Source organism: Streptomyces parvus, from assembly GCF_014648875.1.
Taxonomy (GTDB): Bacteria; Actinomycetota; Actinomycetes; order Streptomycetales; family Streptomycetaceae; genus Streptomyces; species Streptomyces parvus.
Genome location: NZ_BMRY01000005.1, coordinates 108715 through 131187 on the forward strand (window position 1 = coordinate 108715; position 22473 = coordinate 131187).

24 protein-coding genes are annotated in these 22473 nt (G+C 73.0%); 9 read left to right on the top strand and 15 right to left on the bottom strand.

Translation table 11 applies throughout. From position 1 onward, the window contains the following. Positions 1-26 precede the first annotated feature (26 nt). The 5 genes from IE140_RS17275 to IE140_RS17295 form a co-directional block, all read right to left on the bottom strand. A complete protein-coding gene (locus tag IE140_RS17275) occupies positions 27-680 on the bottom strand; it encodes a SurA N-terminal domain-containing protein (RefSeq protein WP_032767274.1) in 654 nt (217 codons plus the stop codon). A 151-nt stretch (positions 681-831) separates the two neighbouring features. After that, positions 832-2484 (bottom strand): serine/threonine-protein kinase, encoded by a 1653-nt coding sequence (locus IE140_RS17280; protein WP_189460505.1) that lies wholly within the window; start codon positions 2482-2484, stop codon positions 832-834. Further along, positions 2481-3101, bottom strand: coding sequence for a hypothetical protein (locus IE140_RS17285; protein WP_093437142.1), 621 nt, complete (start codon positions 3099-3101; stop codon positions 2481-2483). Before IE140_RS17285 ends, IE140_RS17280 begins: the two co-directional genes overlap by 4 nt. Positions 3102-3192: 91 nt before the next feature. Further along, positions 3193-3762: an isochorismatase family protein gene (locus IE140_RS17290; RefSeq protein ID WP_229826852.1), complete on the bottom strand. Its 570-nt coding sequence runs from the start codon at positions 3760-3762 to the stop codon at positions 3193-3195. 44 nt (positions 3763-3806) lie between these two features. Further along, positions 3807-4553, bottom strand: a complete 747-nt coding sequence (locus tag IE140_RS17295) for a GNAT family N-acetyltransferase (protein WP_006125124.1) — start codon at positions 4551-4553, stop codon at positions 3807-3809. A 101-nt stretch (positions 4554-4654) separates the two neighbouring features. On the opposite strand from IE140_RS17295, the gene IE140_RS17300 reads away from it, so the two are divergent. Both IE140_RS17300 and IE140_RS17305 read left to right on the top strand, forming a co-directional pair. Continuing rightward, a complete protein-coding gene (locus IE140_RS17300; protein WP_150197594.1) occupies positions 4655-5224 on the top strand; it encodes a GNAT family N-acetyltransferase in 570 nt (189 codons plus the stop codon). A 121-nt stretch (positions 5225-5345) separates the two neighbouring features. Then, positions 5346-6008 (top strand): hypothetical protein, encoded by a 663-nt coding sequence (locus tag IE140_RS17305; protein WP_150197595.1) that lies wholly within the window; start codon positions 5346-5348, stop codon positions 6006-6008. A 146-nt stretch (positions 6009-6154) separates the two neighbouring features. Here the strand turns inward: IE140_RS17305 and IE140_RS17310 are convergent, their stop codons facing one another. From IE140_RS17310 to IE140_RS17320, 3 genes are all read right to left on the bottom strand, one after another. Continuing rightward, the gene (locus IE140_RS17310; protein ID WP_093437132.1) at positions 6155-6562 is read right to left on the bottom strand and encodes a peptidoglycan-binding domain-containing protein; all 408 of its coding nucleotides are present in this window, start codon (positions 6560-6562) and stop codon (positions 6155-6157) included. A 206-nt stretch (positions 6563-6768) separates the two neighbouring features. Beyond that, positions 6769-7155, bottom strand: coding sequence for a peptidoglycan-binding domain-containing protein (locus IE140_RS17315; protein ID WP_150197596.1), 387 nt, complete (start codon positions 7153-7155; stop codon positions 6769-6771). A gap of 42 nt (positions 7156-7197) precedes the next feature. After that, positions 7198-7599, bottom strand: coding sequence for a peptidoglycan-binding domain-containing protein (locus IE140_RS17320; RefSeq protein ID WP_093437127.1), 402 nt, complete (start codon positions 7597-7599; stop codon positions 7198-7200). A gap of 192 nt (positions 7600-7791) precedes the next feature. Between IE140_RS17320 and IE140_RS17325 the strand changes: the two genes are divergently transcribed. Both IE140_RS17325 and IE140_RS17330 read left to right on the top strand, forming a co-directional pair. After that, a complete protein-coding gene (locus IE140_RS17325; RefSeq protein ID WP_229826829.1) occupies positions 7792-8706 on the top strand; it encodes a peptidoglycan-binding protein in 915 nt (304 codons plus the stop codon). A 23-nt stretch (positions 8707-8729) separates the two neighbouring features. Further along, on the top strand, positions 8730-9572 hold the full coding sequence (locus IE140_RS17330) for a helix-turn-helix domain-containing protein (protein WP_229826830.1): 843 nt from the start codon (positions 8730-8732) through the stop codon (positions 9570-9572). Positions 9573-9648: 76 nt separating this feature from the next. Here the strand turns inward: IE140_RS17330 and IE140_RS17335 are convergent, their stop codons facing one another. The 3 genes from IE140_RS17335 to IE140_RS17345 all read right to left on the bottom strand — a co-directional run bounded on the left by IE140_RS17335 (position 9649) and on the right by IE140_RS17345 (position 11463). Then, the gene (locus IE140_RS17335; protein ID WP_093437120.1) at positions 9649-10020 is read right to left on the bottom strand and encodes an SH3 domain-containing protein; all 372 of its coding nucleotides are present in this window, start codon (positions 10018-10020) and stop codon (positions 9649-9651) included. A 229-nt stretch (positions 10021-10249) separates the two neighbouring features. After that, entirely contained in the window at positions 10250-11053 is an 804-nt protein-coding gene (locus tag IE140_RS17340; RefSeq protein ID WP_189460508.1) for an HNH endonuclease family protein, read from the bottom strand. Positions 11054-11154: 101 nt separating this feature from the next. Further along, positions 11155-11463: an ArsR/SmtB family transcription factor gene (locus IE140_RS17345; protein WP_150197599.1), complete on the bottom strand. Its 309-nt coding sequence runs from the start codon at positions 11461-11463 to the stop codon at positions 11155-11157. Positions 11464-11524: 61 nt separating this feature from the next. Between IE140_RS17345 and IE140_RS17350 the strand changes: the two genes are divergently transcribed. Then, positions 11525-12517 (top strand): zinc-binding dehydrogenase, encoded by a 993-nt coding sequence (locus IE140_RS17350; RefSeq protein ID WP_093437112.1) that lies wholly within the window; start codon positions 11525-11527, stop codon positions 12515-12517. Positions 12518-12575: 58 nt separating this feature from the next. On the opposite strand, the gene IE140_RS17355 is transcribed toward IE140_RS17350, so the two are convergent. Next, positions 12576-13517 carry an SCO6745 family protein gene (locus IE140_RS17355; RefSeq protein ID WP_189460509.1) on the bottom strand — a complete coding sequence of 314 codons (942 nt, stop codon included), beginning with the start codon at positions 13515-13517 and terminating at the stop codon, positions 12576-12578. A gap of 115 nt (positions 13518-13632) precedes the next feature. Here IE140_RS17355 and IE140_RS17360 point away from each other — a divergent pair, with 115 nt between their 5' ends. Together IE140_RS17360 and IE140_RS17365 are read left to right on the top strand one after the other, a co-directional pair. Then, on the top strand, positions 13633-14220 hold the full coding sequence (locus IE140_RS17360) for a TetR/AcrR family transcriptional regulator (protein WP_093437107.1): 588 nt from the start codon (positions 13633-13635) through the stop codon (positions 14218-14220). A 135-nt stretch (positions 14221-14355) separates the two neighbouring features. Beyond that, the gene (locus IE140_RS17365) at positions 14356-15225 is read left to right on the top strand and encodes a nucleotidyltransferase domain-containing protein (protein WP_229826831.1); all 870 of its coding nucleotides are present in this window, start codon (positions 14356-14358) and stop codon (positions 15223-15225) included. 64 nt (positions 15226-15289) lie between these two features. On the opposite strand, the gene mfd is transcribed toward IE140_RS17365, so the two are convergent. Further along, positions 15290-18823, bottom strand: a complete 3534-nt coding sequence (gene mfd, locus IE140_RS17370; RefSeq protein WP_189460511.1) for a transcription-repair coupling factor — start codon at positions 18821-18823, stop codon at positions 15290-15292. A gap of 443 nt (positions 18824-19266) precedes the next feature. On the opposite strand from mfd, the gene IE140_RS17375 reads away from it, so the two are divergent. Continuing rightward, entirely contained in the window at positions 19267-20274 is a 1008-nt protein-coding gene (locus IE140_RS17375) for a helix-turn-helix transcriptional regulator (RefSeq protein ID WP_150198411.1), read from the top strand. A gap of 152 nt (positions 20275-20426) precedes the next feature. Here the strand turns inward: IE140_RS17375 and IE140_RS17380 are convergent, their stop codons facing one another. Together IE140_RS17380 and IE140_RS17385 are read right to left on the bottom strand one after the other, a co-directional pair. Next, the gene (locus tag IE140_RS17380; RefSeq protein WP_150198272.1) at positions 20427-20720 is read right to left on the bottom strand and encodes a hypothetical protein; all 294 of its coding nucleotides are present in this window, start codon (positions 20718-20720) and stop codon (positions 20427-20429) included. Then, a complete protein-coding gene (locus tag IE140_RS17385) occupies positions 20717-22093 on the bottom strand; it encodes an amidohydrolase (RefSeq protein ID WP_150198274.1) in 1377 nt (458 codons plus the stop codon). The genes IE140_RS17380 and IE140_RS17385 overlap by 4 nt, the downstream gene beginning before the upstream one ends. Before the next feature lie 183 nt (positions 22094-22276). On the opposite strand from IE140_RS17385, the gene IE140_RS17390 reads away from it, so the two are divergent. Next, complete coding sequence (locus tag IE140_RS17390; RefSeq protein ID WP_150198276.1) at positions 22277-22453, top strand: thiazolylpeptide-type bacteriocin; 177 nt, start codon at positions 22277-22279, stop codon at positions 22451-22453. Positions 22454-22473: the final 20 nt, after the last annotated feature.

Here is a 22473-nt window from a genome sequence, read left to right on the forward strand (position 1 = left end):
GCCCCGCTCTCCGGCTGCCGGGGCGGTCAGGCCTCCGTCGGCTGCTCGGGGGTGAACTTCGTGCGCTGGGTGATCCAGGGCGCGCTGTAGTTGCCGAGCTGCATCTTCTGGTCGTCCCAGGTGCCGAAGCGCGGGTTGACGTCGATGTCGAGGGCCTTCGACGCCTTCGTGAGGGCCTCGCCGACGACCTCCTGACCGGCGGGCGTGCCCAGGTCCGCGCCGAGCGCCCGGGCCAGCTTCGGGAGCTGGACCTCCTGGCGCATGTCGGCGTCGATCTGGTCCGGGGCCACCCAGCGCTGCTGGAGCATCATCGCCTCGAACTGCTCCTCGCCGCCCTGTTGGGCGAGGCCGGCCCGCCGCATCTCCTGGATCTCCTTGCGGGAGACCGTGACGCCCGCGTCCTCGGCGGCGCGGTCGAGGATCCGGCCGAAGATCAGCCCGTGCAGCTTCGCGCGGTTGAGCTGGCCCGACTTGTTCACCAGCTGGGCCGCCTGCGGGGAGCTCTCCTGGGCGGCGCGGACCTCCGCGGCCCGCTCCTGGACCGCCGACACCTCGATCCGCTCGCCCCCCACGACGGCCGCGGCACCGGGGTGGGCCTGGTTGCCGCAGGCCGACAGGAGGGGCGCGGCGACGAGCGTTGCGGCGAGGACGGTGAGCGCGGTGCGACGACGGCGGTGCAAAGGAGCCTCCCGGGGAGAGTTTGTGCATCGGTGCACAAAGCCTTGCGGTGATCGATGTTAGGCAGTGGATGTGGCCTGTGCCACTGATTCGACCAACGATTCCGGAGGAGTTGGGGATGTGGTCCGGGAAGGGCGGTGATCCGGGGCGCTGTCAGCCGCCGCGGACGTCCCGCTGGTGGCTGAGAAGGCGACGCAGGTCCACGGGCAGCGGGTGGTGCGGCCCGTAGGTGCGCTCGGCGTCGTACAGCAGCGCCTGGAGCTGGGCCCGGCCCGCAGTGTGGTCGCCGACCGCCAGGAGCAGTTGTCCGATGCGGTGCCGGATGTCGAGGGCGCGGCCGGGGTCGGAGGTGATCGGCCCGTAGGCGTTCTCGTAGTACGGGAGGACCGCGCGGTACTCGACCAGCGCGGCCCCGGCCTCGCCGAGCTGTTCCAGGCACTGGGCCGCGTCGTAGCGGAACTGGAGGGCCTGGGTGTCGGCCGGGCCCGCCTCGGCGGTGCGGTCGTCCGCGAGGCGGCGCAGTTCGGGCAGGGCGCGGCGGTACTGGCCGTCGTCCATGAGCGTCGCGGCGTACTGCTTGCGCAGGATGCGGACGACCGGTGAGTGCTCGCCGTGCTCCGCGGCCGCGGCCGGGAGGGTGGCGCCGAGGATGTCCACGGCCTGGGTGATCCGGCCCTCGCCGAGCAGCTTCTTCACCTCGTCCACGGCCCGCGCGACGTCCAGCCGGCCGGGCGGCGGGGTGGTGGGGCGGGCGGGGGTGGCCTGGTACGGGTGGACGGCCGGGGGCGGGGTGAAGGACGGCGGGGCGCCGAGCGCGGGCGGCGTCGTCGCGAAGGCGGACGGCGGCGCGGCGAAGGTGGCGGGGGCGGGCACGGGGGCCGGGGTGGCGGCCCGGTCCGGCCAGGGGGCGTGCGGCCGCAGGAACGGGCGGGTCGGGTCGAGCGGCCCGGCGGGGGCGCCGTGCTTCGGCAGCAGCGGGGCCAGCTCCTCGTACACCTCCTGCGCGGAGGCGGGCCGGTCCTGTGGGTCCTTGGCGAGCAGCCGCAGGACGAGGGCCTCCAGCGCGACGGGGGCCTCGGGGCGCTTCTGCCGGACCGGGACCGGGGCCTCGTAGAGGTGGCGGTGCAGGACGCCCAGCGCGGTGGACCCGGCGAACGGCACGTCGCCGCTGACGAGTTCGTGCAGGAGGACCCCGAGGGCGTACAGGTCGGTGTACGGGCCGACCGCGCCGCCCATCGCCTGCTCGGGCGCCATGTAGGCCGGGGAACCGATGGGCGAACCGGTGTGCGTGAGACGGGTGGTGTCGGTGTCGAGGACGGAGGCGACGCCGAGGTCGAGGACGGTGACCGTGCCGTCCGGGCGGACCATCACGTTCCCGGGCTTGAGGTCGCGGTGGACGATCGGCACGGCGTGCACCGCGCAGAGGACAGCGCAGAGCTGGGCGGCGACCGCGACGGCCCACGGCCAGGGGTACGGGTCCTGCTCGGCCAGATGGTCGGCGAGGTCCGCGCCCTCGACGTACTGCATGACGAGGTAGAGGTCGTCGCCGTCGCTGCCCGCGTCGTGGACGGTGACCAGGCCGGGGTGGTCGACCTGTGCGGTGACCCGGCACTCGCGGACGAACCGGCGGCGCAGTTCGTCGGCCGCGTCGCTGCCGGTGGGCCCGGCGACCCGGTCGGGGCGCAGCAGTTTGACGGCGACGCGGCGGTCGAGGCGCCGGTCGTACGCCGTCCACACCTGGCCCATACCGCCCTGGCCGAGGATGGTGGCCAGTTCGTAGCGGTCGGCGATGGTCCGCCCGCTCACCGGCCCTCGCCGCCCCTGCTGTCCTTGTTCTCCTGGCGGAGGTAGTCGCTCAGCTCGTCCAGCTCGGCCCGGACCTGGTCCAGGCGCTGGGGCGCGGGCTTGGGGGTGGGCGGGGTGGCCGGCGCGGTGTACGGGTTGGGCGGCTGGTGCTGCTGGGGCTGACGTTGTTGCGGCTGGTGCTGCTGGTGTCGGGCCAGGTGCTGTTGCTGGTACGGGAGCGGGGGCGCCGGGTGCGCGGGCGCACCGTACGGGGCCGGGGCGCCGAGGGTGTTGTAGTGCCGTATCTCCGCGTACAGGTAGTAGGTGATCACCCCGGCCAGCAGGCCGAGGATCCAGAGCATCATGAACAGCGCCGCCGCGTCCGACATCTCGTCGGGGTCGTCCGGTGTGGCCATGATGAAGGCGAACAGCCCGATGTTGAGGGCGATCACGACCACCAGCAGGAACCAGTCGCGCGGCCTGCGGGTGACGATCGCGAGCCGCAGCATCGGCGCCCAGCCCAACAGGCCGCAGCTCAGCACGGTCAACGCCACGAGGATCACGCGCACCGTCGTGAGCGTCGCCGGGGACGGCCGCGATGTCGTCGGCTGCTGCGGCATGGGGCCGTAGCCGTGCATGTGCTGCTCCTGGGAGGCGTATGTCGGACGTGTGGGGTGAGCGTATACACCTCTGCCGACCGGCTGTCCCCGGTTGCCCCCAAGGTTGTCCTCAACGTTGTGTGCGGCGGTCCTCCCCGGCCGGGGCGCCCCGGCCGTACGAGGGGCTTCTGTGGCCGAAGTCGACCTCGGCCGCAGGCAGGACGCGCACCCGGCGCCCCGGGAAGCGGAGGTTCCGGTAGATCTCGTTGTGGTGCGCGACGGACGCCTCCGGTGCGGCGTAGCGGCCGGGGGCGTCGGGCCGGACGGACGTGGTGTGCCCGTCCGCGACGAGCACCACGTCGTACCCCAGGCTCAGCGCCTGCCGGGCCGTGGACTCGACGCAGATCTCGGTGGCGAACCCGGTGACGACGACCTCGGTCACGTCCCGGGCGCGCAGCACGGCGTCCAACTCCGTGCCGAGGAAGCTGTCCGGTGCGGCCTTGGGTACGACGGTGTCCCCGGCGGCGGGGGCCAGTCCGGACACGATCCGCCACCCGTCGGTCCCCGGCTCCAGCTCCTCGTCCTCCTGCTGCGCGAACACCACCGGGGCCCCGGCCGCCCTGGCCCGCGTCCGGAGGCCGGCGATGGCCGCGACGGTGGCGGACGCCCGGTACGCGATCGCGACGAGGGTGTTCTGCATGTCGATGACGAGGAGCGCGGGGGTGGGATTCGGGCCGGAGGCCGTCACAGCCGGTGCCGTACCCATACGTTGGGCTCGACGTACACCGCGTACCCGTGGGCGAGCGCGCAGTGCACCGGGACGAGCGCGCCCGGCACCTCCACCGGACCGTCCGTGTCGAACGGCAGCCCGGTCCATTCCCGCCACTGCGCCAGCGAACCGCTCACCGTCATCGACACGGTGGCGACCGAGTCAACCGTCCCGCCGGCCCGGGCGTGGACCCGCAGCCAGGGGTCCTCGGGCAGCCCGTCCTCGGGGCGGGTCAGCCGGGCGTACTCCTCCATCGGCAGGCCGGCCTTGACGTGCTTGCCGCTCGGCCGCACCGGGGCGACGACCTCACGGAAGCCCTGCCGCCGCGCGTTGTCCCGCATCGCGGCGAGCATCCGGCCGGATATCCCCTTGCCCTGATGGCCGGTGGCGACCGTGATCTCGATCGCGCCGACCGTGTCGGGCGTCCGCCCGCGCCGCAGGTCGGCGAAGGCCCACAGCAGCATCCGGTCCCAGCCGCCGACGGGCAGTTCGCCGCGCCCGGGGGCGTCCAGCACGAAGGGCACGCTGTAGGCGCGGGCGACCACGACACCCTCGGGGTCGGTGGCGACCAGCACGTACTGGGGGAACTCGACGGCGATCCGGGCGAAGTTGGCCCAGCCGACGATGTCCTCCAGGACGAACTCCGGCCAGGTGTCCGGCATTCCGTCCAGGGCGCCGGCGAGCTCGGGACGTTCGGCGAGGGTGGTGATGTTCAGCTCCATACGCGTGACCCTAGGCAGTCCGTACCGCTCCGACCAGCGAATATCGGCGTGGAACGGACGCGGTCCGAAGGGGGCGGACGGCCCGGCTACCCTCTCGCCGCATGACGACGACACCACCACCGGACTCTCCCGTCCCCGCCCTCGCCGCCGTACACATCCGGCCCTGCCGGGCGGCGGATCTCGGCCCGCTGGAGCGGCACATGCCCTCGCCGGGCCGGACCCGGCGGCACGCGGCCCGGTTCGACCGGCAGGAGCAGGGCCTCAGCACCTTCCTCACCGCCTGGGCCGACGACGTACCCGTCGGAACGGCGCAGGTCCTGTGGCAGGGCTGCGCGGCCCCGGAGGTACAGGCCCGCTTCCCCGGCTGTCCGGAGCTGAACGGGCTCGGGATCTGGCCACCGGAGCTGCGTTCCCGGGGCATCGGTACGGCGCTGATCCGGGCGGCGGAGGAACGGGTCCGGGCCGCCGGCCACCCCCTGATCGGCCTGGGCGTGGACGACGACAACGGCCGGGCGGCCGCGCTCTACCTGCGGATCGGCTACCGGGAGACCGGCTGCCGCTACCTGGACCGGTACGCGTACCTCGACGACGACGGTGTCCGGCACGAGGTCGTGGACCCGGCCCGCTTCCTGGTCAAGGAGTTGGCCGGGTGCGCTCCCGGGCCGATGTGATCCGGCCGGAACCGTGAGGTGTGCATGCCGCGTCCCCACCCGTGACTTTCCACCCCGTGCGCCACCCGTTGACCTTCCACCCCGTGCGCCACCCGTCGAGGACCCGTCGAGGAGCAGAACCATGACCCAGCCCGGCAGTACGCCGACTCGCCCCCGCAGAGGCGCCGGATGCCTGCAGAGTCTGCTGGTGCTCGCGGTGATCCTCGGTCTGGGCTACGGGGCGTCCAAGATCTTCGGTGACGAGTCGTCGAAGTCGAAGGGGTCCTCGTCCTCCTCCTCGTCCGCCTCCGACGGCAAGGGCGGATCGTGGGAGATCGGTGACTGCGGAGGACCGGACCCGGAGAACAAGCCGGACGGCTACCGCGCCTTCGACTGCGACGAGCAGGGCGCGACCTTCAAGGCCCTGAAGATCGAGGACGCGAGCTTCCTGCCGAACGCGATCCAGTGCCCGGCCGGAACGGACCTGATCATCCAGGTCTCGCGGGTCTTCGGCTCCGGCGACGGCAAGAAGGGCGGCGGCATCCCGACCAACACCGTCTGCGGCCGCAACCTGACGGGCGACCACCCCGGCGACGCGGGCGCCGGCGGCGGCCAGCTCGTCGAGGGCGACTGCGTCTCGACGACGGCCAAGGAGATCGCCTGCGCCTCGGCCGGGGCGAACGACTTCAAGGTCCTCGGCCTCGTCAAGGAGAAGACCGAGTGCCCGGCGGCGACCACGGAGCCGATGCAGCTGATGATGGCGATGGGCCGCCCGTACGACGTGATCTGCGGCGGCAAGGTCTGACCGGGCAGGCCCTCGGGGCCCGTCCGTTCCCTCCGTGGGGCGGAACGGACGAGCCCGCTCGGCAGCACGGGCCCACGGCCGTGCGCCGGCCCGGCACACCGCTCGGCGGCCTGGCGGCCCGGCCGTGTCGCCGCAGCGGTCAGCGATCAGCGGCGCAGCCAGGGCCAGGACTTCGGACCGGGCCAGCCGTCGACGGCCAGACCGACGCCGTGCACCTTGTTGACGTGACGTTGGAACCCCTTCATCGCCGCCTGCGACTGCGGGCCGAAGTATCCGTCGATCGCGCCCGAGTAGTAGCCGGTCTCGCGGAGCTGGCACTGCGCCTCGATACCGGCCGACGTCACGATGTCGGCTCGCGGGACGGCCGTCATGCCGTCGTACCAGCCGGCGTACCAGTACCCGCCCCTGAGGTTCATGTCGCAGCTGTACGCGGCGGAGACCGAGGCCTGGGAGGTGCCGGTGGCGTTCGCGGCGGTGGCCGTGCCCTGGACGAGGCCGACGGCGGCGGCCAACGCCACTGCCGTGAAGGAGAGTCGGCGGGTGAGTCTGCGCATGGGTGATCCCTTCGGAGGAGGAGCGACCCCGGAGGCGGGGACAGGGCGTGACTGCCCCGTCCACCCCCGTGGGGCGGGACTGTCGTGCCTTGCGGTGTGGTGCCTTGCGATGTGTTCCGTGGCCGGGCGGTCCAGCTGACGGCACGGCCGGCCTCTCCGCGCTCTCCGCACGCGAGCGGAGAATCGACTTCCGCGCGTCGGCGCGGTCACGTCTGGCGCAGGCGCTTCCAGGTGTTGGGGCCGACGATGCCGTCGACGTGGCCTGACCCCATGTAGGTGGCCTGGAACCAGCGGACGGCGGCCCTGGTGCGCGGACCGAACTGGCCGTCGACCGCCAGTTCCGTGTTGTGGTACGCGTAGTACGCGGTGGTGTTGGCGATCAGCGCCTGCACTTCGAACACGGGGACGCCCTTGCTGCCCTCGGCGAGCAGCGCGCCCGTGCCCTTGTAGTAGCCGCAGTACCAGCCGGTGCCCTGCTCCTTCTTGCAGGAGGCGGCGGCAGTGGCGGCGGACGCGGTGGGCGACATCGCGACGGAGGTTCCGAACAGCGCGACAGTGATCATCGCCGTGGCGAGAAACTTACGGGCCTTCATGCGAAGCGGTCTCCTTCGGGAGCGTGAAACGGGTACGGGAATTCATCGCTTGCCGTAGCGCAGCATTTCCCAGGTCTGCGGCCCGACGATGCCGTCGGAGATCGCTTCGCTGCCGTAGTACCACTGGAACCAGGTCACGGCGGACTTGGTTTTCGCCCCGTAGATGCCGTCGACCACGAGCTTGGTGCCGCCGGGCTCTCCGTAACGGGTGGTCTCGTTGATGAGTGCCTGGATTTCCTTGACGTGGTTGCCCTGGCTGCCGAGCTCTGCCCACTGGGTGCCGGGGTGGTACCCGCAGTAGCGGCCCACGGTGCTGACACCGGGGCATTTCTCGGCTGCCCGGACGGTCGGGTCGGCGATCGCGGGGACCGCCGGCGCGAATGCGGTGAACGCCGCCGCGGCCAGGGCGACGGCCGCGACCCGTGCGACACGGGTTCGATGCATGGTGACTGCCTCTCAAGTGGCTTGCTGTGAGGACTGCTTCAGCCTGTCGGAGGGAAGTCGGCCGGGCCATCGATTGGGAATCCTCGCGGGTATTCTGGGACGTCCCGGGCTCTGATCTGCTCAAACCCGGCCCGGGACAGGACGATCGTGGTCCGGACAGGGACCGGGTCCCGTTCAGAGATGAGGGTTTTCGTGAGCAAGGGGAAAGAGCCGCCGCGATCGCTCGGCCCTCATGGGCGGAGATTCGTCGACCGGATGCGTGAGCTGAAGGATCGCAGCGGGCTGAGTCTGGCCGCGCTGGCGAACCGGACGAGCTACAGCAAGTCATCCTGGGAGCGCTACCTCAACGGAAAGAGCCTCCCGTCGGCCGAAGCGGTGCGGGAGCTGGCCGGGCTGTCCGGTGCGGATACGGACCAGCTGCTCGCCCTCCACTCACTGGCGGCGGACGACTGGGGCGTTCAGGCCGACGCGCGGGCGCCGGAGGACGTCTCGGGCGAGGTGGCACCGGGTCGGGAACCCGGCCCCGAGGTCCCCGGAGAGCACACCGCCCGGCACCTGGCCGGGAGTGACGCCGCCGGGGCCTCCCCCGCGGGGGAGGCCCCGGCGGCGGATGACGGTACGCGGGACGGGACGACGCAGCCCTTCTCCTCGGACGGGCAGCCGTACAGGAAGCCGCCGGTTTCGCAGCGCATCCGGCTCGGCTCCCCCGCGCTCATCGGTGTGGTGGTCGTCGCGGCCATCGTCGTCTCCGGCTCACTCCTGTACTTGGCGCCGAGGACGGAGGGCGCCGCCGAAGACCGCCGCGTGGCGAGCGTGAAGTTCGCCTTCACCCCCGGCCGCACCCACGGCTGTGACGTCCACCGGGACGACGGCCGGCTGTGGGCGGGCCACAGCGACACCGACAAGGCGCTCCTCCAGCAGATCACCACGAGTTGGGACGTCGTCGAGGCACAGTGCCTCCTCGAACACCGGGGCTACCCGGTGGGCGCCGTCGACGGCGCCTACGGCCAGGCCACCGAGAAGGCGGTCAAACGCCTCCAGGAGGCAAACGGCCTGGTGGTCGACGGCATCGTCGGCCCGCACACCTGGCAGGCACTGCGCCAGTGAGTGACCACCTGCCGCATGAACGAGTGGTCTTCGCGAGGGAGTTGAGGAGAGTCCGGCAGCAGACCGGGCTGACGCTGGTAGCGCTCGCCGAGCGGACCACCGCCAGTAAGTCCTCCTGGCAGCGTTACCTGAGCGGCGCGCATCTGCCGCCACGCGGGGTGGTCCGGGAGCTGTGCGAACTGGCCGGCCGAAAACCGGGACCGCTGCTCGCTCTGTGGGAGCTGGCCGAGGCCTCACGCCATCGGCGGCAGCCGCCCACCGAGAGCGGGGAACGGCCCGCGGCTGCCGGCGCCGAAGAGGTGCCGGAGGCTCCGCCGACGCCCCCTGGGCCGGCCCAGGACATATCGGAATCCACTGCCCCGGCCCCGGAGGAGCCGCGGACCGAACAGGCCCGGGACCGGTCCGTGCCGGCCCTTCGGCTGCCTGCCGCGGCCCTGTCCGCGCTGCTCGCGCTCGCCGTCGTGGGCGTGGCCCTCCTGATCTGGTCCGACAGAAAGCCGGAGGGGCTCAAGCCCGGCTGCCGCGGTGCCGAATGCACCGGAAAGAGGTCGCAGCCCAACGCCTGCGGGATCGACGGCAGTGCTCCGCTGACGGTCGCCGAGCGGGAGTTCGACGACCGGACCCGGGTCGACATCCGCTACAGCGAAGGCTGCGGGGCGAGTTGGGCGAGGATCTGGTTCGGGGAGATCGGTGACCGGCTGGAGGTGAGCGCTCCCGGACAGGAGACCCAGTCGGTCCGGATAGCCGACAAGTACGACGCCGAGGGCTACCTGAGCACCCCCATGGTCGGCGGTGGCCCCGGCGGTGTACAGGCCTGCCTGGTCTCCGCGCGGGCCGACGACCGCCGGTGCTTCAGCAGCACGTGACCCGGCCGGGACCGGGTTCGGTCCCGGCCGGGCCGGATGCCACCGCGGTAGGGCCCTCAGCGCCGGGCCCGGCGAGTCAGAGGCACTTGCTCACGTAGCTCTGGATGCGCCCCGTCGTCAGGTAGTAGTCGCTCACGTACTTCAGGCCGATGGGGCTGTAGAGCCGGGCCCAGATGTTGTACCCGTTCACGGACGTGCCGTAGGTCCAGCAGTCGATCTCCAGCTTTCTGCCGTTGTGGGCGGTACCGACGGCCGAGTAGTTGGTACCCGGACCCGAGCGGATGGTCAGGCCGTTCGGGGCCTTCTGCACGTAGGCGCACCAGGCGCGGGGGTCGCTGCCGGAGTGGCCGCAGCGGAACGCGTCGGCGCTCGCGCTGGGAGCGAAGACGAACGAGGTGGCGATGAGCGCCGCCACGCCCGCCAGGAGTGTGGTGAGTCGCTTGCGCATGGCCTTCAGGGGCCTTTCTCCTCAAGAGGGTCGGGACGGGGCCCACTATCGGCCCGCATCGCCGTGTCCCACCAGCTTTCCCGGCGTCCCTGGTCCGCCGTGGGAACCGCACCCCGCTGACGAGCGCCGTCGCACGGGGTGGAGGGACGGCGCCCGGCACGCCGAGGGAGCGGCGGCGGTCGTGCGGCGAGCCGCGTCACGCTCGGAGTGCGGTTCGGCCAGTGCCCGCTCAGCCGCCGCACTGGGCCAGCATGGCCCGCTTGTCGGCCGTGGTGACCGGGAGTTCGTACTTCAGCGAGACCTGGGCGAACCGCACCGCGTAGGAGCAGCGGACCGGCTTGTACGGCGGGAGCCAGGAGGCGGGTCCCGAGTCGCGCTTGGCGTTGTTGGCGGGGCCGTCCACCGGGATGAGGTTGAGCGGGTCGTTGGCGATCTGCTCGCGCTTGGACGCGTTCCAGCGGGCGGCGCCCATCTGCCAGTCGTAGGACAGCGGCATCACGTGGTCGATCTGCACCTTCGTCGCCTGCTGCTTGCGCCAGTCGATGGTCTCGCCGGTGTAGGGGTCCTTGAGCGTCATCGCCATGACGACGCAGTCGGACCCCGCCTTGTGCTCGATGTCCTTGCCGTCGCGGGCGAGCAGGTCGTTGCGGGTGTCGCAGCCGTTGCGGGCGAGCGGAATGCCGTCGACCCCGTCCTTCCACGCGTAGCCGAACTTGTCACGCTCGTAGCCCGTCTTCGGGCCGCGCCCCTTAGTGGCCACCTGCTCGATGAGCTTCCGGGCGGCGGCCCGGTCCGTGTCGCCGGTGAGGGGGGCCAGGCCCGGCTTCGTACCGTCCGGGTTGTCCAGCGGGCTGACGCCGAAGCCCTCGGCGGACTGCGCGCCGCCGTCGGTCCCGCCGCTCGTGCCGCCGCCGTCGGCCGCGAGGTCGTCGGGGCTGCAACCGCTCGCCAGGGCGAGCACGACGAGGGCGCCGACGGCGGGCAGGGCCGCCGCCCGGTGCGTACGGCGGCGGGGCGTACGGGGAGCTATCACGGGGAGCCGTCCTGACGGGGAGGAGACCGGACGGCGAGAATCCTATGGGCGGCCGGCCACGATCCGCCCATCCCTCGATGAGCGAACGGAACGGCGAGGGGCTAGAACACGTCGCCCAAGGTCTCCAGGAGGCGGGCGATGTTCGCCTCGTCGCGGCGGTAGTAGGTCCACTTGCCTCGCCGCGTGGCGACCACCAGCCCCGCCTGCCGCAGTATCGCCAGGTACTGCGAGGTGGTCGACTGCCCCAGCCCCGAACGGCGCTGGATGTCGCTCACGCAGACGCCGATCTCGACGTCGGCGGGCTCCTGGCCCGGGAAGCACATCGGCTCCTTGAGCCACACCAGCATCTGGCGCCGGGCCGGGTTGGACAGGGCCCGGAACACAGCCAGCAACTCCGTCTCCGAGAACACCAGGCGATCGTAACCCAATCACATATTGGCAATTCTCGATATGACGATTTACCGTGGCGGCATGTCGACTTCGATGCGTGTGATGGAACTCGTCCACTTCGGCGACGCGGACACCGCGTTCGCCGCCCGGGAATTGCCGCGACCCGCTCCCGGCCCCGGCCAGGTGCTGGTGCGCGTACACGCCACATCCGTCAACCCTCTGGACCTGCAGACCCGGCGCGGCGACTACCGCGACGAGGTGGCACTGCCGGCGGTGATCGGCAACGACGTGTCCGGCGTGGTGGTCGAGACCGGCCCCGGGGCGGACGACTTCCGGCCGGGCGACGAGGTCTGGTATCTGGCGCCGGTCTTCGCCGGTCAGGGGACGTACGCCGAGTTCCACGTGGTCGACCAGGCCCTGGTCGCCCGCAGGCCCGAAGGGCTGTCGCACGTCGAGGCCGCCGGTCTGGCGCTCGTGGGCGTGACGGTGTGGGAGGCGCTGGTCGAGCGGGCCGGCGTGAAGGCCGGGGAACGGGTCCTGGTGCACGGCGGCGCGGGCGGGGTCGGCTCGGCCGCCATCCAGGTCGCCCACGCGCTGGGGGCCGAGGTGGTGACCACGGCGCGGGCCAAGGACCACGAGTTCGTCACCGGGCTGGGGGCCGACACCGTGATCGACTTCTCGGCCGGCGACTACGTTCCGCAGGTCCGTGAGCTGGGCGGGGTGGATGTCGTCCTGGACACGGTGGGCAGGGACACCCTCACCCGCAGTCCGGAGGTCCTCGCCGACCGGGGCCGCGTGGTGTCGATCGTGGACATCCCCGAACCGCAGAACCTGCTCGCCGCGTGGGGCGTGAACGCGACCTACCACTTCCTCTTCGTCAGCCCCGGCCGGGCGAAGCTCGACGCCCTCAGCCGGCTGGTCGACCGGGGCGAGCTCCGCCCGGTGGTCGGTGCGGTGCTTCCGCTGGCCGACATGGCGGACGCGCACACGCTGCTGGAGGGCGGTTCCGTCGGCGAGGGCCGTCGACGCCCCCGCGGCAAGATCGCCATCGCGGTGCATCCCGAGCAGGGATGAGCCACGCGTGAGCCCCCGACCCCGGCCCCGGCCCGGGGGCTCACCCTTCCACCGCAGGTCACACCTTCCCGATGCCGAGGGTGTTCTCGGACGGCAGCAGCCCCGAACCGATGACCGCCAGCCACGGCTCCCCCAGCAGCTCCACCAGCCGCTCCCGCCCCGCCTCCCCCAGCGCCCGCCACGGCGCCGCGGCCTCCTCGTCGGTGCGCAGCTCCACCTTCGCGCGCAGCTCGCGCCCCGCGTCCGTGGCCGTGCCGTCCGCCGCCAGCAGCCCGCGCTCCTGGAGACGCCGCCGGGCCGCGCCCCACTCGTCGGCGCTCCACCCCCGGCTCGCGAAGACCGCGGGGGCCGCCGCGCCGACCGCCGCGAAGGAGACCAGCGCCTCGACCGGGTAGAGCCCGGCCCCGATGAGAGCGGCGATGTGCCCGTCGCCCCGGTGTTCACGCAGGACGGTCGCCGCCTGCCAGAGCGTGAGGTGCGGGGCGTCCGGCCAGGGCAGGGCGGAGTTGGCGGCTCCGAGGCCACCGAGCACTCCCGGGGCCTTTGCGGCTCCGAGGCCACCAAGCACTCCCGGGACCTTGGCGACGCCGAGGCCGCCCGGGGCGTCCCGGCCCGCCGCCTCCGCCGCGCGGCGGGCCAGGGCGGCGGCCTCCGCGAACTCCGGCCCCTCCACCCGGTCCCCGAACAGCGCCCGGTAGGACCGGTCGACGGCCCGCAACCGGGCCGCGAGGACGGCGTCCGGGGCGGCGGTCACCCAGCCGTCCGGAACGTATCCGTCCACCATCGCCGGGGCGAAGCTGTGGAACGTCCGCACCACCTCCGCCGCTCCCACCGCCCCCAGCGGAGCCGCGCGCCAGGCGAAGTAGCTCGCCCAGCGCTCCTCGGTGTCGTACCCCAGCGCGGCGGCCTCCTCGAAGGCCGCGGGGGCGTAGTAGAGGACGGCGTGCAGGGGCTCCAGGAGGTGCCACATCTGCCGCACACGGGCCGGTTCTCCGGTCATGATCTCCGCCTTCCCGGACAGGAATCGCAGATCTAGTCAGCGACTAGATTGAACCTCCAGCATGGCTCGCGTCACGCGAACTTGTCAATGACTAGATGCCGGGTAGGGTTCCCCCATGAGCAGCGAGCGCGAACGCACCTACCACCACGGCGATCTGCGGCGCGCCATCCTGACCGCCGCCCTCGACGTCATCGCGACCGAGGGCCCCGCCGCCCTGAGCCTGCGCGATCTGGCCCGCCGGGCCGGCGTCTCGCACGCCGCTCCCGCGCACCACTTCAAGGACCGCACGGGCCTGCTGACCGCCGTGGCGGCCGAGGGCTACGCCCTGTTCGCCGACGCGCTGGCCGGGGCCCCGGATCTACGGGAGCGGGGCGTGGCGTACGTACGGTTCGCGGCGACGCACCCCGCGCACTTCCAGGTGATGTTCCAGCCGGACCTGCACCGCGCCGACGACCCGGACCTGCTGGCCGCCCGCGCCCGGGCGACCGAGGCGTTGCGCTCCGGCGTGGCGGACCTCCCGCCGGCCGGCCGGGGCGAGGACGACCGCCTGGCGGGGGTGGCCGCGTGGTCGCTGGCCCACGGCTTCGCGACGCTGCTGCTCACCGGCAACCTGGCGGACGCGATGGCGGGCCGGGACCCGGAGGAGGCGTTCCGGTCACTGGCCGCGTTGGTCTTCGCGCCGGAGAGCGGGGGCGGCGGCTGACAGGCACGGCCTAGACTGCCCTCATGGGCGTTTCCTGAGCGACGAACGAGGTCCCGGACCGGGACCGGAAGCAGCCCGGCGTCGACCGCCGGCCTCGTTGGTCTGCCCACGCACCCTTCCTCAGGAGACCCGGCCATGCCGCACGCCCGGCCCACCCACGCCCGTACCGCCCCCGCTCCCCTGCCCGCCGACGCTCTGCCCCTGGACCGCCGCATCGAGTCGCTGCGCGAGACGGCCGAGGCCGATCCGCGGGTGGAGGGCGTCCTGCTCTACGGATCGTGGACGCTCGGCGAGGCCGACGCCCACTCGGACCTGGACGCCTGCCTGTACGTACGGGAGGAGGACGTCGACACCTTCGACGGGCGGGAGTTCGTGGAGCGGCTGGCCCCGCTGAAGCTGGCGTACACCAACATGTACGGCATCCTCGCGGTGGTCTTCGACGACCTGATGCGCGGCGAGTTCCACGTCGAGCCCACGGGCTCCGGCATCGCCGAGATCGCCACCTGGCGCGGCCAGGTCCACTTCCCCCGCCCCGAAGCCGCCGTGCTCCTGGACCGCACCGGCCGCCTGACCGCCGCCGCCCGCGAACTGGCCGCCTTCACCCCGCCGGAGCCGGTGGCCACCGCCCAGCAGCTCACCGACGAACTGGCCAACTGGACGCTGATGCTGGCCCACGTACAGGCCCGGGGCGAGCACGCCCGCGCCCACAACCTGCTGCACGCCGTGATCGCCCCGCTCCAGCTCAAGCTCTGCCGCCTGCTGCGCGGCTCGACCGCCCACTGGCTCACCCCGAGCCGCGCCCTGGAGGCGGACCTGCCGGGCGCGGACGTCGAGCGGCACGCCACGACCATCGGGCCCCTGACCCCGGAGGCGGTCCGTACGGCGGCCGCGAACAGCTGGGAGTGGAGCCGGGAGCTGGCGGCCGAGGCGGCGGACCGCTGGGGGACGCGACTGCCGTCGGGGTTGCACGAGGAGATCGCGGGGGCGCTGTCCCCGACTGAGTGACCTCACGTCTCGGGCCCGCCGGGCTTGCTCGCCCGGCGGGCCCGTCGTTCACAGACCCCGGGACCTACGACCCCAGGATCGTCGTCAGGAACTCGCCCGTCCACGCCAGCAGTTCGCGGCCGATGACCGGCTTGCCGCCGATCTTGCCCGTCGTCGGGCGCGGGACCAGGATCTGGTGGGCCGCCGGCTTGATGACCGTCTTGGGGTGCAGGCGCTTCAGGCGGAGTTCCTGGGACTCGCGCAGCTCCACCGGGGCGAAGCGGATGTTGGAGCCCTGGAGGACGATCTCGCCCACTCCGCAGGCGCGGGCCAGCATGCGCAGGCCCGCCACCAGGAGGAGGTTCTCGACCGGTTCGGGCAGGGGGCCGTAGCGGTCCGTCAGCTCCTCGCGGACCGCTCGGATGTCGTCCTCCGAGGAGGCCGACGCGATCGCCCGGTACGCCTGGAGGCGCAGGCGCTCGCCGGGGGCGTAGTCGTGCGGGACGTGCGCGTCGACCGGGAGCTCGATCTTGACCTCCAGCGGGGGCTCCTCCTCGACGCCGCCCTCCATCTGGGCCCGGTAGTCGGCGACGGCCTCGCCGACCATGCGGACGTACAGGTCGAAGCCGACGCCCGCGATGTGGCCGGACTGCTCGCCGCCGAGCAGGTTGCCCGCGCCGCGGATCTCCAGGTCCTTCATCGCCACGTACATGCCCGCGCCCATCTCCGTGTGCTGGGCGATCGTCGCCAGGCGCTCGTGGGCCGTCTCCGTCAGGGGCTTCTCGGGCGGGTAGAGGAAGTAGGCGTAGCCACGGTCGCGGCCCCGGCCCACCCGGCCGCGCAGCTGGTGGAGTTGGGAGAGCCCGAAGTTGTCGCCGCGTTCCACGATCAGCGTGTTGGCGTTGGAGATGTCGATGCCGGATTCGACGATCGTCGTGGAGACCAGGACGTCGAACTTCTTCTCCCAGAAGTCCACCACCACCTGCTCCAGGGCCTGTTCGGACATCTGGCCGTGTGCTGTCGCGATCCGCGCCTCGGGGACGATCTCGCGGAGGCGGGCGGCCGCCCGGTCGATGGACTCGACCCGGTTGTGGATGTAGAAGACCTGGCCCTCGCGCAGGAGTTCGCGGCGGATCGCCGCGCCGATCTGCTTCTCCTCGTACGGGCCGACGAAGGTGAGGACCGGGTGGCGCTCCTCCGGCGGGGTGGTGATCGTGGACATCTCGCGGATGCCGGTGACCGCCATTTCGAGTGTACGGGGGATGGGGGTCGCGGACATCGTGAGCACGTCGACGTTGGCGCGGAGCTTCTTCAGCTGCTCCTTGTGCTCGACGCCGAACCGCTGCTCCTCGTCCACGATGACCAGGCCGAGGTCCTTGAACTTCGTCTCGGAGGAGAACAGGCGGTGCGTGCCGATGACCAGGTCGACCGAGCCGTCCTTCAGGCCTTCGAGGGTCGCCTTGGACTCCGTCTCCGACTGGAAGCGGCTCAGCGCCCTCACGTTGACCGGGAATTGGGAGTAGCGCTCGGTGAACGTGCCGTAGTGCTGCTGGACGAGGAGCGTCGTGGGGACCAGGACCGCCACCTGCTTGCCGTCCTGGACCGCCTTGAACGCCGCCCGGACCGCGATCTCCGTCTTGCCGTAGCCGACGTCGCCGCAGATCAGCCGGTCCATCGGGACCGTCTTCTCCATGTCCTCCTTGACCTCGGCGATCGTGGACAGCTGGTCGGGCGTCTCCGCGTACGGGAAGGCGTCCTCCAGCTCCCGCTGCCAGGGGGTGTCCGCACCGAAGGCGTGGCCGGGGGCCGCCATGCGCGCGCTGTACAGCTTGATCAGGTCGGCGGCGATCTCCTTGACCGCCTTCTTCGCCCGCTGCTTCGTCTTGGTCCAGTCCGCGCCGCCGAGCCGGTGCAGCGTCGGGGCCTCGCCGCCGACGTACTTGGTGACCTGCTCCAGCTGGTCGGTCGGGATGTAGAGGCGGTCGCCGGGCTGGCCGCGCTTGGCGGGGGCGTACTCGACGAGCAGATACTCGCGGGTCGCGCCCTGGACCGTGCGCTGCACCATCTCCACGTACCGGCCGACGCCGTGCTGTTCGTGGACGATGTAGTCGCCGACCTCCAGCGTCAGCGGGTCGATCGTCTTCCTGCGGCGGGCCGGCATCCGGCCCAGGTCCTTGGTGGCCGTGCGCTGGCCGGTCAGGTCGGTCTCGGTGAGCACCGCCAGCTTCAGCGCCGGGTCGACGAAGCCCTGCTCGATCGCCCCGCAGGAGACGTGGACGAGGGAGGGGGCGATCTCGGTGAGGTCCGCGTCGAGGCGGGCCGCGATGCCCTCGCCGCCCAGCACCTCGACCGTACGGGAGGCGAGCCCCTGGCCCTCCGTGACGTACACCGTGCGCCAGCCGTCGGCCAGCCAGCCCTTGGTGTCGGCGAGCGCCCGGGCGGTGTCGCCCCGGTACGCCTCGGGGGCGTGCATGGAGAGCTGGAGGGTGTCGTCGTCGTGGTCGGCGGCGTCGGCGGCGAACGGGGAGACCGACCACCACATCATGCCCAGCTCGCGGGCCCGGTCCCGGACGTCCGCGATGCCCCACAGCGAGGCCGCGCCCACATCGATCGGGGCCTCGCCGCCGCCGGCGCTCGCCGCCCACGACGCCTGGAGGAACTCCTGGCTGGTGGCGACCAGATCGGCCGCCCGCGTCCGCACCCGCTCCGGGTCGCAGACGATCGCCATCGCGTCCTTCGGCAGGACGTCGAGCAGCAGCTCCATGTCGTCGACGAGGACCGGGGCGAGGGACTCCATGCCCTCGACCGCGATGCCCTCCGCGATCTTGCCGAGCAGTTCGCCCAGCTCCGGGTGGGCCTCGGCGAGGATCGCCGCCCGCTCCCGCACCTGGTCGGTCAGCAGCAGCTCGCGGCAGGGCGGGGCCCACAGCCCGTGCGCGGCGACCTCCAGCGACCGCTGGTCGGCGATCTTGAAGTAGCGGATCTCCTCGACCTCGTCGCCCCAGAACTCCACCCGGAGGGGGTGCTCCTCGGTCGGCGGGAAGACGTCCAGGATCCCGCCGCGTACGGCGAACTCGCCGCGCTTCTCGACCAGTTCCACCCGGGAGTACGCGGCGGCCGCCAGCGCGTCCACCACCTCCCCCAGGTCCGCGCTCTGCCCGCCCGCCAGGCTCACCGGCTCCAGATCGCCGAGCCCCTTGACCTGCGGCTGGAGCACGGACCGGATCGGGGCGACGACGACGGAGACCGGGCCGGTCTCCGGGTCGTCCTCGCGGGGGTGCGCCAGGCGGCGCAGCACGGCGAGGCGGCGGCCCACGGTGTCCGAGCGGGGCGAGAGCCGTTCGTGCGGCAGGGTCTCCCAGGACGGGTACTCCGCGACTGTGTCCGGCGGCAGCAGCGTCCGCAGGGCCGCGGCCAGGTCCTCGGCCTCGCGGCCCGTGGCGGTGACGGCCAGCACGGTCCGGCCGGTCTGCCGGGCCAGCGCGGCCACGGCGAACGGGCGCGCGCCGGGCGGGCCGACCATGTCGACATGGGCCCGGTGCCCGTCCCCGGCGGCCTTCACCGCCTCGGCGAGCGCCGGGTCCGTAACGACGACATCCAGCAGACCGTGCAGGCTCATGAAGTTTCCGTCCGGGATCAGATCAGCGGTGGCTCGGACGTTGCCGGCAGCCGGCTGCTGGCCGGGCAACGCGAAGGGCCCGACACGTGGGACGCGCCGGGGGGTTCCAGGTTACGACCCGGGGGTGACAGCCGCGCCCGCAACCGGCCGGGAGGCCCCGGCCGCCCGTCGTGCCGGGCCCGCCGCTCGTCGACGGTCGCACACCGTTCATCTCCGTCTCGCACACAGTTGTGCCAGGGATCCTCACAGGAGTGATCCCAGCGTCTAGTCTTTGCCCGAACCTTGCACAACGGGACGTGCGGAGTGGCGCGAGAGCGTCATTCACGCGGTCGACATAGAGGCACGTACCGGGCACGGGCGAGAGCGAGCAGTGGCCGGGGCGGGCGGCGCGGGGCGATCCCCCTCGGTGCGACAGCCCCACGGCATCGGCATCGGGGGCGTACGTGGGCGAGAACGAGATGTCTGTCTTCGGGGTCCCGGAGGCCGAGGAGGAGATCTACCGGCACTTCCTGCGCAACCCCGGGACCCGCGCCGACGATCTCCACCCCCTGCTGCGCTCCCGGTACGGCCAGCCCAGGACCCGGATCGCCCGGCTCCAGGAGATGGGGCTGCTGCACGCCGAGGACGCGGAGCGGCGGATCTTCCCCGCGGACCCCGAGACGGCGCTCGCCCGGCTGGTCGACGTACGGCTCGCGGCGCTCCACCAGGAGCTGCGTCGCGTCACCCGGTCGCGGCACGTCATTGAGGGTCTACGCGCGGAGCAGGGGGCTCGTACACCCCATCCGCAGGGCATCGAGCAGCTGGAGGGGCTGGCCCAGATCCGTAACCGGATCGACGACCTCGCGTTCTTCGCCCGGGACGAGATCATGTCCGTGGAACCGTACACACGGCTGTCGCCGGAGAACATCGCCCGGTCCCGCCCGCTGGACCTGCGCTGTCTGCGGCGCGGGGTGCGGATCCGCAACGTCGTCTCCAGCGCGGCGCTCCAGGACCCGCCGACCGCCGCCTATCTGCGCGAACTGGCCAAGCACGGGGCGGCGATCCGGGTGACGTCGGACACCACGGAGCGGCTGCTCGTCTACGACCGCCGGGCGGCGCTCGTCCCGCTGGATCCGCGCGACACCTCGCGGGGCGCGCTCCTGGCCCATCGCAGCGGCCTGGTCTCCAACATCATCTCCCTGTTCGAACGGATCTGGGAGCAGGCCGACGATCTGTCCCTGGCCGTCGGTGGCGCGGAGAGCGGCGAGGGCGCGGCCGCCGCCCGCCCTTCCGGCATCGAGCGCCGGGTGCTCGTGTCGATGTGCACGGTGGGCAAGGACGAGGCGGGGGCGCGGGAGCTGGGGGTGTCGGTGCGGACCTACCGGCGGCATGTCGCCGATCTGATGCAGACGCTCGGCGCGGCGAGCCGGGCGCAGGCCGCGCTGCTGGCCCGCGAACGCGGCTGGATCTGACCGCCGGCGGTCTCCGGGACGCCGGGGCCGCGGGACCGCAGGGCCCCGTGGCCCCGTGGCCCCGTGGCCCCGTAACCCCATCGCCCCGTCGCCCCGTCGCCCCGTCGCCCGTCGCCCCGTCGCCCCGTCGCCCCGTCGCCCCGTCGCCCCGGTCAGGATCCGCCGGGCACGCCCTTCGGCTGCGGCTCCTCCGCCCAGCCGCGCAGGGCCGTGTCGGCCAGGACGCAGGACACCGCCCGCCGCACCGCCGACGCGTCCGTCGTCCCGGCCAGCTCGACCCGCAGCACCACCCGGTCCTGCCCCACCTCGGGGTGGCAGGTCCAGTGCCCCGGGAGCAGTCCGAGCAGCCGTACGACGGTGGTCCAGCCGGTCGGGGCCGCGCGGTCGCGGCGTACGACGACGACATCGACCACGGCCCTGGCCCGGGAGGTCCGGCGAGCCGTCATGACGCCGTCTCCCGGCTCCCGGCGGGCCCCGGGCCGAGGACCTGCCGGGCCGCCGCCGCCAGGGCCGTGATGCCGACAGGCAGGGCGGCCCGGACGTCGGGGGCGAAGCCGGGCGCGTGGTTGGGCGGTACGGCCTCGCCTCCGGCGCGGGCCGTCCGCCAGGGCCCGGCTCCGGTGGTCCCGAGCATCCAGTAGGCGACCGGGACCCCGCCGACCGCGAAGTGCGGGAAGTCCTCGGTGGCCGTCGACCCGGCGAGGTCCAGCACCCGGCCGGGGCCGAGGAGCGCCTCGTGGGCCCGGCGAACCCGGGCCGTGAGCACCGGGTCGGGGCGCAGGGCGGGCGAGCGGGCGACGACGGTGAACGCGGGGGCGCGCGGGGCGTCGAAGGCGGCGGCCTCGGCCCGGACGGCCCGTTCGGCGGCGGCCGCCAGCCGGTCGAGCGCCGAGTCCGTGAACGCCCTGATGGTCAGGGAGAGTTCGGCGCGGTCCGGGGTGATGTTGCCGCGCTCGCCCGCCCGCACCGAGCCGACGGTGAGCACGGCCTGTTCGGCGGGCGCGGTCTCCTCGGCCACCACGGTGCGCAGGCGCAGCACGGTGGCGGCGGCGATCAGGACCGGGTCGATGTTCAGGTGCGGGGTGGCCGCGTGGCCGCCCCGGCCGTGCAGGACCGCCTCGGCGGCAACGCTCCCCGCCATCAGGGGCTCCCCGCCGCCCGGCGCGTGGGCGAGGGTCCCGGCGGGGAGCGGGGCGGCGTGCTGGGCCAGGACCGCGTCGGGAACGCAGAACCGCTCGTACAGCCTGCCGTCCTCCAGCAGGGACCGGGCCCCGCTCAGCGTCTCCTCCTCGGGCTGGCCGACGACGAGGACCGTGCCGCGCCAGGCGTCCCGGGTGGCGGCGAGGAGTTCCACCGCGCCGGTGACCGCCGCGATGTGCAGGTCGTGGCCGCAGGCGTGCATGGCTCCGGGCACGGTGCTGGCGTACGGGAGTCCGGTGGCCTCGGTGACGGGCAGCGCGTCGAGCTCGGTGCGCAGCAGCACGGTGGGCCCGGGGCCGTTGCGCAGGACCCCGACGAGCCCGTGGCCACCGCCCACGGAACGGGTGACCGTACAGCCGTGTTCCGCGAGCCGGGCGGCGAGGCGGCCGGCGGTGCGGTGTTCGTGGCCGGAGAGTTCGGGGTGGGCGTGGAGGTCGAGGTAGAGCTCGACGGCGGAGCGGAGCAGAGGGCGCGGCAGGGGCACGCCTCCCGGCGGCCGGCCCCCCGGAGCTCTCCCGTCCCTCCGCACCGCTCCTCTCGCCGCTTCCGCCCCCCTTGCGTGCCCGTCGTCGTCCGCGTTCTTCGTGGCTCTCTCCGCTGTGACCACCGCGCACCTCATCTCTGCTCAACGAGCCTGCTCCGTACGGCTGTCACGTACCGCCCCGTCGCCCTGCCACCGGGTGTCAGCGATGTGACAGCGAAACCGCGGCCGATCTGACAGCGGCCACCCCTGCAATGGGTCCAGCACCGGGCACCGCGCCGGAACGGCCGGCCGGGCCCCCACGAGACCAGGGAGATCACCATGGCCCCGAAGACCGAACTCGCCACCCTCGCCGACGAGATCCTGGAGCTGGAGTCGGAGACCTTCGAGATCTCGGACTACTCCGACGCCTCCGAGGTCGTCCTCGCCGGTTCCACGTCGTGCTCCTCGACGTCGACCTGCTCCAGCACCACCAGCACCACCTCCTGCTGCGCCTGACACCGCTGCTCGGCCCGCTC